This window comes from Anaeromyxobacter sp. (assembly GCA_016718565.1).
Taxonomy (GTDB): Bacteria; Myxococcota; Myxococcia; order Myxococcales; family Anaeromyxobacteraceae; genus JADKCZ01.
This window is the reverse complement of the sequence record JADKCZ010000018.1, coordinates 680,994-695,064: the sequence shown is the minus strand read 5'-3', so window position 1 is coordinate 695,064 and position 14,071 is coordinate 680,994. Positions and strand designations below refer to the sequence as shown.

4 protein-coding genes are annotated in these 14,071 nt (G+C 75.7%); 1 reads left to right on the top strand and 3 read right to left on the bottom strand.

The features are described 5' to 3' along the window. Positions 1 to 236: 236 nt before the first annotated feature. Positions 237 to 8,480: a carbohydrate-binding protein gene (locus IPO09_22035; protein ID MBK9519952.1), complete on the top strand. Its 8,244-nt coding sequence runs from the start codon at positions 237 to 239 to the stop codon at positions 8,478 to 8,480. Positions 8,481 to 8,534: 54 nt separating this feature from the next. Here the strand turns inward: IPO09_22035 and IPO09_22030 are convergent, their stop codons facing one another. From IPO09_22030 to IPO09_22020, 3 genes are all read right to left on the bottom strand, one after another. Further along, positions 8,535 to 9,302 (bottom strand): DUF3014 domain-containing protein, encoded by a 768-nt coding sequence (locus tag IPO09_22030; GenBank protein MBK9519951.1) that lies wholly within the window; start codon positions 9,300 to 9,302, stop codon positions 8,535 to 8,537. Between the two features lie 116 nt (positions 9,303 to 9,418). Beyond that, complete coding sequence (locus IPO09_22025; GenBank protein ID MBK9519950.1) at positions 9,419 to 10,840, bottom strand: efflux transporter outer membrane subunit; 1,422 nt, start codon at positions 10,838 to 10,840, stop codon at positions 9,419 to 9,421. Continuing rightward, a complete protein-coding gene (locus IPO09_22020; protein MBK9519949.1) occupies positions 10,833 to 14,042 on the bottom strand; it encodes an efflux RND transporter permease subunit in 3,210 nt (1,069 codons plus the stop codon). The genes IPO09_22025 and IPO09_22020 overlap by 8 nt, the downstream gene beginning before the upstream one ends. Positions 14,043 to 14,071 lie beyond the last annotated feature (29 nt).

Sequence of the window (14,071 nt, the reverse complement as noted above, 5' to 3'; positions counted from 1 at the left end):
CCACAGCCCATCCTTCCGGGCCCGGTCCCCGAGCGCCCGGACGTTCGCGGCGCCATACCACGGTGACCGGTGAGCACCGCCGGCCCTCCACGCCGCCGTGAGCGACACGGCGGAAGCACCGCGCCACCCCTTCGAGCCTCGACGAGCACCCGCGCCCAGCCGGCGCGCGGCGGGCAGCGTCGTGCCCCGTCGCCGGCGCGGGGCGCGAGGCCCTGGTCGCCACGGGAGGTCCACGGGTGCTCACCTTCCTCTCCTGGCCCTTCGGCGCCGGGCGGCGCGCCACCCCGCGCGCCGAGCCGTTCCGCGACGAGCTGCTCAGCATCGAGCGGCTGGAGGAGCGGGCCCGCTCGCTGGCGGCCCGCTTCACCGTGGACCCGTCCCGCCGCTTCGCCCGCAGCGTCTTCCCGCGCTTCGAGGACAACGCCCGCCTGCTGCGCCGCGCCTACCGCGCCCTGGCCGCCGACGTGCACCGCGGCACCTTCATCACGCCGGCGGCCGAGTGGCTCCTCGACAACTACCACCTGGTGGACTCGGAGATCCGGGTGGTGCGGCAGAACCTGCCGCGCGGCTACTACCGCGAGCTGCCCAAGCTGGCGGCGCGCGAGCTGGCCGGCAACGCCCGCATCTACGCGCTGGCGGTGGAGCTGATCCGCTACGGCGACAGCCGCCTCGACCGGCACCAGCTGGTGCGCTTCCTGGACGGCTTCCAGACCGTGGCCACCCTGACCATCGGCGAGCTGTGGGCCTGGCCCAGCATGCTCAAGCTGGCCCTGGTGGAGAACCTGCGGCGGCTGGCCGAGGAGACCCTGGAGGCCAGCGCGGCGCGGCGGGCCGCCGACGCCTACGTGGCGCGCATCGACGCGGCCGGCACCAGCGCCCCGCCGCCGCTGCCCCGCACGCTGCACGCCGCCCACCTGGTGCAGCTGCTGCAGCGGGTCCGCGAGTACGGCCCGCGCCTCTCGATGGTGCGCCGCGATCTCGACGACCACCTGGCCAGGGCTGGCCTGACGGCCGAGGAGGCCATCCGCGGCGAGCACCAGCGGCAGGCCGCCGCCCAGGTCTCGATGGCCAACGCCATCACCAGCCTGCGCCTCTGCTCCGACCTGGACTGGCCGCAGTTCGTCGAGGCGGTCAGCCTGGTGGAGCGGGTCCTGCAGCGCGACCCGGCCGGCGTGCACGCCCGCATGGAGTTCCTCAGCCGGGATCGCTATCGCCAGGCGGTCGAGGAGCTGGCCGAGCCCAGCGGCGAGGCCCAGGTGCGGGTGGCCCTGCGCGCCGTGGAGAGCGCCCGCCAGGCCGCCGAGGCCGAGGGGCCGGCGGCGCGGGCCGCCCACGTGGGCCACCACCTCATCGGCAAGGGGCGGCGCGGCCTCGAGACCGACGTGGCCTGGCGCCCGGGGCCACTGGGGGCGCTGCGCCGGCTGGCCTTCGCCAACGCCTCCCTCCTCTACCTGGGCGCCCTGGCGATCTCCACCGCCGGGCTGGTGGCCGGCGGGGTGGCCGCCGCCCGCCTCCTGGGCGGCTCGCTCCCGCTCCAGGTGGCCACCGCCCTGCTGCTCCTCCTGCCCGCCAGCGAGCTGGCCACCAGCGCGATCCAGCGGCTGGCCGCCTGGGCCGCCCCGCCGCGCCGGCTGCCGCGCCTGGAGCTGGCCGGCGGCGTCCCCGAGGACGCCCGCACCCTGGTGGTGGTGCCCACCCTCCTCACCTGCCCGGCCGGCGTGACGGCCCTGCTCGAGCACCTCGAGGTGCTGGCGCTCGGCAACCTCGATCCCAACATCCACTTCGCCATCCTGGGCGACTTCACCGACGCCGCCACCCAGGAGCGGTCCGACGACGCCGCCATCCTGACGGCGGCCCGCGACGGCGTGGAGGCGCTCAACCTGCGCCTCGGCGAGGGGCGCGGCGACCGGTTCTTCCTGCTCCACCGGGTGCGGCAGTGGAACCAGGGGGAGGGCGTCTGGATGGGCTGGGAGCGCAAGCGCGGCAAGCTGGAGGAGCTGAACCGGCTGCTGCGCGGCGCCACCGACACCAGCTTCACCCTGCAGGTCGGGGCCCTGCAGGTGCTGCCGACGGTCCGCTACGTCATCACGCTCGACACCGACACCCGCCTGCCGCGCGACGCCGCCCGCAAGCTGGTGGGCATCATCACCCACCCGCTCAACCGCCCCCGCTTCGATCCGGACTGCGGGCGCGTCACCGAGGGCTACGGCATCCTGCAGCCGCGGGTCAGCGTGGCCACCGCCAGCGCCGCCGGCTCGCGCTTCGCCCGCATCTCGGCTGGCCAGACCACGGTCGACCCGTACACCACCGCGGTCTCCGACACCTACCAGGACCTGTTCGGGGAGGGGACCTTCACCGGCAAGGGGCTGTACGACGTGGACGCCTTCGCCGCCGCGCTGGCCGGCCGGGTGCCCGAGAACGCCCTGCTGTCGCACGATCTCTTCGAGGGGCTGCACGCCCGCGCCGCCCTGGTCACCGACGTGGAGGTGGTGGACGACTACCCCTCCAGCGTGCTGGCCCACGCCCGCCGGCAGCACCGCTGGGCCCGCGGCGACTGGCAGATCCTGGCCTGGCTCTTCCCCTGGGTGCCGACGCCCCGCGGCCTGAAGCGCAACCGCCTGACGCTCATCTCGCGCTGGAAGATCCTCGACAACCTGCGCCGCAGCCAGCTGGCGCCCGCCACCCTGACGCTGCTGCTGGCCGCCTGGACGGTGCTGCCGGGGAGCCCGGCGCTCTGGACGGCGGTGGTGCTGGCCGCCACCGCCTTCCCGCTCTTCCCGCTGGCCTTCGCGGTGGCCTCCGGCCCGGCGGCGCACCAGCCGTGGCGCGCCTTCCTGCGCGGGGTCCGCGAGGACGCCCTGGGCGGCCTGGCGCGCATCTCGCTCCAGCTCACCTTCCTGGCCCAGCAGGCCTACGGGATGACGCACGCCCTGCTGGTGACCCTGGTCCGCCTGGGGTTCACCCAGCGGCGCCTCCTCGAGTGGGAGACCGCCGCGGCCAGCGCGGCCCGCGGCGAGGGGCAGGCGGCCGGCGCCGGGGTGCGCCCGTACCTGCGGGAGATGGCGGCCAGCCCGGCCACCGGGCTCCTCGGGCTGCTGCTGGTGGCGCTGGTCCGGCCCGGGGCGCTGCTGGTGGCGGCGCCGGTGCTGGCCCTCTGGATCGGCGCGCCCTTCCTGGCCCGCGCCCTGAGCCGGTCGGCCCCGCGGCGCGAGCTGGCCCCGGCCGACCGCGCCTTCCTCCTGGAGCTGGCCCGGAAGACCTGGGGCTGGTTCGAGATCTACATGGGGCCGGAGGACCACGGGCTGCCGGTCGACAACTTCCAGGAGGTGCCCGGGCCCAAGGTGGCGCACCGCACCTCGCCCACCAACGTGGGCATGGGGCTGCTCTCGGCGCTGGCGGCCCACGACCTGGGCTTCATCCGCGCCGTCGACCTGGCCGAGCGGGTCGACGCGACGCTCACCACCATCGAGGGGCTGGAGCGGATCGAGGGCCACCTCTTCAACTGGTACGACACCCAGAGCCTGGCGCCGCTGCTGCCCCGCTACGTCTCCACGGTGGACAGCGGCAACCTGGCCGGCGCGCTGGTCACCCTGGCGGAGGGGCTGCAGGAGCTGGCCCGGGCCGGGCCGGCGCCGGACGACGGGCCGCCGGTCCCCGCGGCGCGCCTGGAGGGGCTGGCGGCGCGCGCCGCGGCCTTCGCGGCCGAGATGAGCTTCAGGTTCCTCTACGACCCGCGCCGGCGCCTGCTGGCCATCGGGTATCGCGCCGCCGACGCCGAGGGGCCGGGCGGCCTCGACGACGCCGACTACGACCTGCTGGCCTCCGAGGCGCGGCTGGCCAGCTTCCTGGCCATCGCCAAGGGCGACCTGCCCGAGCTGCACTGGTTCCGCCTGGGCCGGATCGTCACCGGGGTGCACGGGGTGCCGACGCTGCTGTCCTGGAGCGGCACCATGTTCGAGTACCTCATGCCCATGCTGCTGATGCGCAGCTACCCGGGCACGCTGCTCGACGAGTCCTGCCGGGCGGCGGTGCGCCGCCAGCAGGACTACGCCGCGGATCGGGGCGTGCCCTGGGGCATCTCCGAGTCGGCCTACGACCTGGTCGACCGGCAGGAGAACCACCAGTACAAGGCCTTCGGGGTGCCGGGGCTGGGGCTCAAGCGCGGGCTGGGCGACGAGCTGGTGGTGGCGCCCTACGCCTCGGCGCTGGCGGTGATGGTGGATCCGGCCCGGGCGGTGGCCAACCTGCGCCGCCTGGCGGCCGAGGGGCTGGAGGGGGCCCACGGCTACTTCGACGCCATCGACTACACCCGGCGGCGCGCCGACGAGCCCGGCGGCGGCGCCGGCGACGTCCCGGCGCCGCGGGGCGTGGTGGTGCGCTCCTACCTGGCCCACCACCAGGGGATGACCCTGACGGCCATCGCCAACGCGCTGCAGGGGAACCGCATGGTGGCGCGCTTCCACGCCGACCCGCGGGTGCGGGCCACCGAGCTGCTGCTGCAGGAGCGCGCCCCGCGCCACGCCCCCTTCGCCCGACCCCGCCCGGACGACGACGCGCCGGTGGCCGCCCCGGTGGCGGCCGTGGCGGTGCGCCGCTTCCGCTCGCCGCACACCGCCTACCCACACGCCCAGTTCCTCTCCAACGGCCACTACACGGCCGTGGTGACCAACGCCGGCGGCGGCGCCAGCTTCTGCCGCGGGCGCGCCGTCACCCGCTCCCGCCTGGACCCCACCTGCGACCCCGGCAGCCAGTTCCTCTACCTGCGCGACGTGCGGAGCGGTCGGGTCTGGTCGGCCACCCACCACCCCACCGGCTGCGAGGGCGAGGACGACCTGGTCACCTTCGCCGTCGAGAAGGCCACCTTCCACCGGCGCGAGGACGAGCTGGGGACGCAGCTCGACGTGGCGGTGTCACCCGAGGACGACGTCGAGGTGCGCCGCCTGGTGGTGACCAACCACAGCGGCCGCGTCCGCGAGCTGGAGGTCACCAGCTACGCCGAGGTGGTGCTGGCCTCACCGGCCGACGACCTGGCCCACCCGGCCTTCGGCAAGCTGTTCGTCGAGTCGGAGTACCTGCCGGACTGCGCGGCGCTGCTCTGCCACCGCCGGCCACGCGCGCCGGACGACGCGCCGGCCTGGGCGGTGCACGTGCTCAGCCAGGAGGGGCGCACCCAGGGGCCGGTGGAGTGGGAGACCGACCGGGCCCGCTTCCTGGGCCGCGGTCGCAGCCCGCGCGATCCGCAGGCGCTCGACGGGCGGCCGCTCAGCGGCACCACCGGCGTGCTGCTCGACCCCATCGTGGCCCTGCGGCAGCGCCTCCGCCTGGCCCCCGGCGGCGTGGCCCGCATGGCCTTCGCCACCGGCATGACCTCCAGCCGGGAGACGGCCCTGGCGCTGGCGCAGCGCTACCGCGACCCGAGCGCCACCGCCCGGACCTTCGCCCTGGCCTCGGCCCACGCCCGCAGCACGCTGCGCCACCTGGGCATCTCCAGCGAGGAGGCGCTGCTCTTCGAGCGGCTGGCCTCGCGCGTGCTGCGCGGCGACGCCTCGCTGCGGGCCTCGCCGGAGCTCCTGGCCCGCAACACCCTGGGCCAGGACGGGCTCTGGCCGCACGGCATCTCGGGCGACCTGCCCATCCTGCTGGTGCGGGTGGCCGCCTCGGACGGGCTGGCCCTGGTGCGCCAGGCCCTGCAGGCGCAGGAGTACTGGCGCCTCAAGGGGCTGCGGGCCGACGTGGTGGTCCTGAACGAGCACCCGGTCAGCTACCTCGACGAGGTGCACGCCGGGCTGGCCGGGCTGCTCGACGACGGCCCGTGGCGGGCCTGGAAGCACCGGCCGGGCGGCGTCTACCTGCTGCGGCGCGACCGCATGCCGGAGGCCGAGCACCTGCTGCTGGCCACGGTGGCGCGGGCCATCCTGGGCGACGATCGGGGCGGGCTGGCCCAGCAGCTGGACCGGCCGGTCCCGGCCTGGGCCGAGGTGGCCGCGCCGGAGCTGCCCCTCACGCCCGCGTCGGGCCCCTGGCCGGCCCAGTCCGCCGCGGTGGTGACGCCGCCCCTGGCCCTGGCCAACGGGCTGGGCGGCTTCGCCGAGCGCGGGCGCGAGTACGCCATCGTGCTGGAGGGCGCCGAGGAGACCCCGGCCCCCTGGTCCAACGTGCTGGCCAACCCCGGCTTCGGCACGGTCGTGACGGCCTCCGGCTCGGCCTTCACCTGGTCGGAGAACAGCCGCGAGAACCGGCTCACGCCCTTCGCCAACGACCCGGTCACCGACCCGTCCGCCGAGGCCATCCTCGTCCGCGACGACGACAGCGGCGAGGCCTGGTCCCCCACGCCCGGGCCGCTGCCCCGCACCGCGGCCAGCGGCCGCTGGCTGGTGCGCCACGCCGCCGGGGTGACCCGCTTCGCCCACGCCGCCGGCGGCTTCCGGCTGGAGCTGTCGGTCTTCGTGGACGCGGCGGACCCGGTGAAGTTCTCGCTGCTGTCGCTGACCAACGAGGGGCCGGTGGCCCGGCGGCTCAGCGTCCTCGGCTACGTGGAGTGGGTGCTGGGGCCGCCGCAGGAGGGCCAGCACCTGCACGTGGTGACGCGGCAGGACGAGGCCAGCGGCGCCCTGCTGGCGACCAACAGCTGGAGCCGCGACTTCGCCGGGCGGGTGGCCTTCAGCGCCGCCAGCCAGCGCCCGGCCTCGGCCACCGGCGACCGGGCCTCCTTCCTGGGGCGCAACGGCTCCCTGGCCGCGCCGGCGGCGCTGCGCCAGCCGGCGCTCTCCGGCCGCTTCGGCCCGGGGCTCGACCCCTGCGCCGGGCTCCAGGTCACGCTGGTCCTGGCCCCGGGTGAGACCGCCACGCTGGTCCTGCTGCTCGGGGAGGGCATGGACGAGGCCCACGCCCTCGAGCTGGTGGCCCGCCACGGGACGGTGGCGGCGGCCCGGGCCGCGCTGGAGCGGGTGACCCGCGGCTGGGACGAGGCCCTGGAGGCGGTGCAGGTCCACACCCCCGACGACTCCTTCGACCTGCTGATGAACCGCTGGCTCCTCTACCAGGACCTGGGCTGCCGGCTCTGGGCCCGCACCGGCTACTACCAGCCGGGCGGCGCCTTCGGCTTCCGCGACCAGCTGCAGGACGTGATGGCGCTGCTCCTGGCCCGCCCCGACCTGGCCCGGGCGCACCTGCTCACGGCGGCGGCCCACCAGTTCCAGGAGGGCGACGTGCTGCACTGGTGGCACCCGCCGGGCGGCAAGGGCACCCGCACCCGCTGCAGCGACGACCTGCTCTGGCTGCCCTACGTGGTGGCGCACTACGTGAAGACCACCGGGGACGCCGCGGTGCTGGAGGAGCTGGTGCCGTACCTGGCGGCGCCGCCGCTGGCGCCGGGCGAGCAGGAGACCTACGGCGCGCCGCACCCCTCCGGCGAGCCGGGCACCCTCTTCGAGCACTGCACCCGCGCCCTCGAGCGCGGCACCACGGCCGGGGCCCACGGGCTCCCGCTCATGGGGAGCGGCGACTGGAACGACGGGATGAACCGGGTGGGGCGCGAGGGGCGCGGCGAGAGCACCTGGCTCGGCTTCTTCCTGCACGCCACGCTGCAGGACTTCGCCGTCACCTGCGCGGCGCGGGGCGACCGGGCGCGGGCCGAGCGCTACCGGGCCGAGGCCGGGCGCCTGGCCATGGCGCTGGGGCGGGCCTGGGACGGCGAGTGGTACCTGCGCGGCTTCTACGACGACGGCTCGCCGCTGGGCTCGTCCCAGAACGACGAGTGCCGCATCGACTCGGTCTCCCAGGCCTGGGCGGTGCTCTCCGGGGCGGCCCCGGCGCGCCACGCCGACCGGGCCATGGACGCGGTGCGCACCCACCTGCTGCGGCGCGGGGCCCGCATCGTGCTCCTGCTGGCGCCGCCCTTCGACCGCTCGGCCCAGGACCCGGGCTACATCCGCGGCTACCCGCCCGGCGTGCGGGAGAACGGCGGCCAGTACACCCACGCCGCCGCCTGGATCGTCATGGCGCTGGCCAGGCTGGGCAGCGGCGACGAGGCCGCCGAGCTCTTCCACATGCTCAACCCCATCAACCACACGCGCTCGGGGCCTGACGTGGCCCGCTACCGGGGCGAGCCCTACGTGCTGGCCGGCGACGTCCACGCCCACCCGGACCACGCCGGGCGCGCCGGCTGGACCTGGTACACCGGCTCGGCCGGCTGGATGTACCGCGCCGGGCTGGAGAGCCTGCTCGGCCTGCGACGCCACGGCGCCACCTTCGAGGTGGACCCGTGCATCCCGGCCGCCTGGCCCGGCTACGGCATCAGCTGGCGCGTCGGCCGGACCCGCTTCGAGATCCACGTGTCCAACCCGACCGGCCGCTGCCGCGGGGTGGCCTCGGCGGAGCTGGACGGGGCGCCGGTGGACCCGCACGCCATCCCGCTGGTCGAGGACGGCGGGCACCACCAGGTGCGGGTGGTGCTCGGGCCGGGCGCCCAGGGCGCCTGAGGCGCCGCCGCCAGCCGGCCCGGCCGAGGTCCGGCGAGGCGCCGCCGCCCGGCCTCAGCGCGCCGGCGGGGCCGGCAGCCCCAGGGCCCGCTGCAGCGCCGCCGCCTGCTGCTTCACCAGGCGGGCGTTGCGCGGCCCCATGCGCACGAGGTGCTTCTCCACGCCGCCCAGCGCCTCCAGCGCCGGGTCGGTGAAGAGGTAGAGGACCGGTCCGGCCGCCTCCAGCCCCACCTCGCCCTCCACCACCGGGGCGGCGGCCAGCCGGGCCAGCGCCCGCGCCGCCACCGCGTCGAGCGAGCCCTGCGGGTCGCCCAGCACGCGCCAGGCCGCCTCCAGCACCGGGTGCAGGGCCCGGTAGGCGGCGGCCAGGGCCTGCGGGTCCACCGAGGCCACCGCGTCGGCCACGCGGTCGTAGCGCCGGTAGGCCTCGGGGGCGATGACGGTGCGCTCGCCGCGCTGGGCCACGGTGAAGGGCTGCGCCGGCGCCAGGAACGGGAGCGCCCGCCGCGGCGACACCCCCTCGGCCAGGTTGTCGGCGACCAGCGCCCAGCGGTTGAGGACGTCGCCCCGGGCCAGCCAGGAGCGGTACTCCCCGCTGGCCGAGACGGCCTCGAGGAGCGACCGGGTGGTCTCGCCGGGCGTGGTCGGGGCGGCGGCCGGCGCGGGGCCGGCCGGCGCGGCCTGGGGCGGGGCCGGCTCCGGCGCGGCCACCACCGCGGCCGGGGGCGGCGCGGGGGCGCGCGTCAGCGACCACCAGGCCAGGCCGCAGCCGATCACGGCCACCACCAGGGCCGCCAGGGACCACGGGGTCTTGTTGGTCAGCCCGGTCGTGCGGCCGGTGGGCTCTTCCACGGTGACTCCTCGCCGCGGCGACGGCCGCGGCCTCTGCCCATCCTACGCGCGGAGGGGGGCGGACTGCCGCCGGGGGGGTGGGAGGCTCACCGGCCGCCCTCCCGCCACCCGCCACCCAGCGCCTTGTAGAGGTCCACCAGGTTGGTGAGGCGGGCCAGGCGGGTCTGGATGAGGAGCTGCCTGGCGGAGAAGAGGTCGCGCTGGGCGGTGAGCAGGGTGAGCGAGCTGTCCACGCCGGCCTGGTAGCGACGCTCGGAGAGCTGGTGGCGCCGGGCCTCCGCGGCCACCCGGGCCTCCAGCGCCCGCAGCTGCGCGTCCAGGCTGGCGCGGGCCTCCAGCGCGTCCGCCACCTCCCGGAAGGCGCCCTGCAGGGCCCGCTCGTACCGTGCCACCTCCACGGACGTGCGCAGCTCGGCGGCGTCGAGGCCGGCGCGCAGGGCGCCGCCGGTGAAGAGCGGCACGGTGATGCGGGGCGCGAAGCTCCAGGTCCCCGAGCCGGCGCCGAAGAGGCCGTCCAGGCTGGCGCTGGCGGTCCCACCGGAGCCGGTCAGCGAGATGCTCGGGAAGAAGGCGGCGCGCGCCGCGCCGACGAGGGCGTTGGCGGCCACCAGGGCGTGCTCGGCGGCCAGGACGTCGGGCCGGCGGGCCAGCACCTCCGAGGGCACCCCGGCCGGCAGCTCGGCCACCAGGTGCTCGGCGTCGAGCGGGAGCGGGGGCGGCAGCCCCTCCGGCTGCGGGCCGCCGAGGAGGAGGGCGAGGGCGCTGGCGGCGCGGGCGCGCTGCAGGGTGGCCGCGGCCAGGTTGAAGCGGGAGGTCTCCACCTGGGCCTCGGAGGAGCGGAGGTCCAGCTCGCTGAGGCGGCCGGCGGCGGCCAGGGCGCGGACCAGCGACAGCGAGGCCTCGGTCGCTCCCAGCGTCTGGTGGGCCAGGGCGAGCTGGTCGTCGGCCGCCAGCCCGGCCAGGTACTGGGTGGCCACCGCCGCCACCAGCGAGAGGTGGGCGCTTCGGCGGGCCTCCTCGGTGGCCAGGAACTGCTCCAGGGCGGCCCGGGAGAGGCTGCGCACCCGCCCGAAGAGGTCCAGCTCGAAGGAGGTGATCCCCACGCCGACCCCCCAGGCCTCGGAGGTGACGGCCCGCTCGGCGCCGAGCAGGTCGCCCGGGTTGCGCTGGATGGTGCCGCCGGCGCTGGCGCCCACCTGCGGCCAGCCCGCCCCGCGCTGGATGCGGTACTGGGCCCGCACCACCTCCACGTTGAGGGAGGCCACCCGCAGGTCGCGGTTCTGGCCGAGCGCCTGCGCGATCAGGGCCTGGAGGCGGGCGTCGCCGAAGACCTCCCGCCAGCCCAGCTCCTCCGCCGCGCGGGGGGCCGGGGTCGCCGCAGGGGGGGCCAGGCCGTCGGGGAAGGCCGCGGGCACCGGCGCGGTCGGGCGCTGGTAGGCCGGGGCCAGCGCGCAGCCGGTGGCCAGCAGCGCCGCCAGCGCGGCGCCGGCGCGGCGGGCCCTAGACATGGCCCCCTCCGTGCGCCGAGCCCATCGCCTGCCGCCGACCCAGCTCGGCCTCCTCGGCCCGGGCGTCGGCGTCCGGGTCGTTCGGCTCGTGCCGCTCCTCTCCCGGTGGCGCCGAGGGTCGGGCCACCAGCACGAAGAAGAGGGGCACGAAGAGGATGGCCAGCACGGTGGCCGAGATCATCCCGCCGATCACCGCGGTGCCGATGGCCACCTGGCCGCCGGCGCCGGCGCCGCGGGCGATGGCCAGCGGGAGCACGCCCAGCACGAAGGCCAGCGACGTCATGAGGATGGGGCGCAGGCGCAGCCGGGCGGCCTCCAGCGCGGCCTCGACCACGCCCCTTCCGCGCTCCTGCAGCTCCTTGGCGAACTCCACGATGAGGATGGCGTTCTTGGCCGAGAGCCCCACGGTGGTGAGCAGGCCCACCTGGAAGAAGACGTCGTTGGTGAGGCCGCGCAGCAGCATCGCCAGCACCGCGCCGAGCACGCCGAGCGGCACCACCAGCATGACCGAGACCGGGATCGACCAGCTCTCGTAGAGCGCCGCCAGGCAGAGGAAGACCACCAGCAGCGAGATGGCGTAGAGCAGCGGGGCGCCGGCGCCGGAGAGCCGCTCCTCGTAGGAGAGGCCGGACCACTCGAAGCCGACGCCGGGCGGGAGCTGCCCCACGATCCCCTCCAGCGCCGCCATGGCCTCGCCCGAGCTGCGGCCCGCCGCGGGCTCGCCCTGGATGGCCACCGCGGAGACGCCGTTGAAGCGCTCCAGCTTCGGGGGCCCGAAGGACCACCGGCCGCTCGCGAAGGCCGAGAGCGGCACCATCTCGCCGGCCCGGTTCCGGACGTACCAGCGGCCCAGGTCCTCCGGGTTCATGCGGTACGGCGCGTCGGCCTGCATGTAGACGCGCTTGGTGCGCCCCTTGTCCATGAAGTCGTTGAGGTAGGCGGCGCCCCAGGTGGAGGCCAGGATCTGGTTCACCTCGGCCAGCGGGACCCCCTGGGCGATGGCCTTCTCCTGGTCCACGTCGACGTTGAACTGGGGGGTGTCCTCCAGGCCGCCCGGGCGCACCTTGGCCAGGCGCGGGTCCTTGCGGGCCAGGTCGAGGAGGGCGTTGCGCGCCCCCATGAGCGCGTCGTGGCCGAGGTTGGCGCGGTCCTGCAGCTGCAGCTCGAAGCCGTTGGCGTTGCCGAGCTCGGTGACGGCCGGCGGGGCGAAGGCGAAGACGTTGGCCCCCTTGAGGCCCGCCATGGCCTTCTGGACGCGGGCGGTGACGCTGTCGGCCCGCAGCCGGGGGTCGGTCCGCTGGTCCCAGGGCTTGAGCCGCACCCAGGCCACCGCGGCGTTCTGCCCGCGCGAGCCGAAGTTGAAGCCGGCGATGGCCAGCACCGACTCGATGGCCTCCTTCTCCTCGGTGAGCAGGTGCTCGGAGATGCGGGCCAGCACCTTCCTGGACTGCTCCATGGTGCTGCCCGGCGGCAGGATGGCCTGCACGTAGATGAGCCCCTGGTCCTCCTGCGGCAGGAACCCGGTCGGCAGGCGGCTGAAGAGCCCGGCCAGCAGGGCCACCAGCACCAGGTAGGCGGCCAGGGAGCGCACCCGCCGCTTCAGCAGGAAGCCCACCACCCCCTGGTACTGGGTGGCGCCGCGATCGTAGGTCCGGTTGAACCAGCCGAAGACGCCCTGCCTGGCGAGGCCGTGCCCCTTCTCCACCGGCTTCAGGAGGGTGGCGCAGAGGGCCGGGGTGAGGGTCAGCGCCACCAGCACCGAGAGCGCCATCGAGGAGACGATGGTGATGGAGAACTGGCGGTAGATGACGCCCACCGAGCCGCCGAAGAAGGCCATGGGGACGAAGACCGCGGAGAGCACCAGCGCGATGCCCACCAGGGCTCCGGTGATCTGGGACATCGACTTGCGGGTGGCGGAGCGGGGCGGCAGCCCCTCCTCGCTCATGACCCGCTCGACGTTCTCCACCACCACGATGGCGTCGTCCACCAGCAGGCCGATGGCCAGCACCAGGCCGAACATGGTGAGGGTGTTGATGCCGAAGCCGAAGGCCGAGAGGACGCCGAAGGTGCCGAGCAGCACCACCGGCACGGCGATGGTGGGGATGAGGGTGGCCCTGAAGTTCTGGAGGAAGAGGTACATCACCAGGAACACCAGGACGATGGCCTCGAGCAGCGTCTTCAGCACCTCCTCGATGGAGAGCCGCACGAAGGGCGTGGTGTCGACCGGGTAGACCGCCTTCAGCCCCGGGGGGAAGTAGCGGGCCAGCTCGTCGACCCGCGCCTTCACCGCCGCGGCGGTCTGCAGCGCGTTGGCGCCGGCCGCCAGCCGCACCCCGATGCCGCCGGAGGGGCGCCCGTTGATGTAGGTCTCGATCTCGGAGGTCTCGCCGGCCAGCTCCACCCGGGCCACGTCGCCGAGCATCACCCGCGACCCGTCGGCGCCGACCCGGAGCAGGATGGCGCGGAACTGCTCCGGGGTCTGCAGGCGGGTCTGGACGGTGATGGTGGCGGTGAGCCGCTGCCCCTCCACCGCCGGCAGGCCGCCCAGGTTCCCCGCCGACACCTGGGCGTTCTGCGCCAGCACCGCGGCGGAGACGTCGAGCGGGGTGAGGCGGTACCTGGCCAGCCGGGACGGGTCGAGCCAGAGCCGCATGGCGTAGGGCGCGCCGAAGGTGGTCACCTCGCCGACCCCGGAGACCCGGCTGATCTGGTCGGTCAGCGAGGCGAAGGCGTAGTCGGAGATGTCGTTGCGGCTCATCGAGCCGTCCTCGGAGACCAGGCCGATGATCAGGAGGAAGTTGGAGACCGACTTGGCGACGCGCACCCCCTGGCGCTGCACCTCCTGCGGCAGCTGCGGCATGGCCAGCGACAGCTTGTTCTGCACCTGCACCTGCGCGACGTCCGGGTCGGTGCCGGCCTCGAAGGTGAGGGTCACCTGGGCGTTGCCGGCCGAGTCGGACGAGGACCCCATGTAGCGCAGGTGGTCCAGGCCGTTCATGCGCTGCTCGATCACCTGGGTGACGGTGTCCTCGAGCGTCCGGGCCGAGGCGCCCGGGTAGGTGGCGTAGACGCTGATGGTGGGCGGCGCGATGGCCGGGTACTGCGAGACCGGCAGGGTGGTGACGGCCAGGCCGCCGGCCAGCATCACCAGGATGCCGATGACCCAGGCGAAGATCGGTCGGTCGATGAAGAACTGGGCCACGGTGGCTCCTGGGCAGGCGGGCGGGTGGG

Bases quoted from the DNA above. Each gene is read 5' to 3' on its own strand.
- IPO09_22025 (MBK9519950.1), bottom strand. From the start codon at position 10,840: ATGTCTAGGGCCCGCCGCGCCGGCGCCGCGCTGGCGGCGCTGCTGGCC.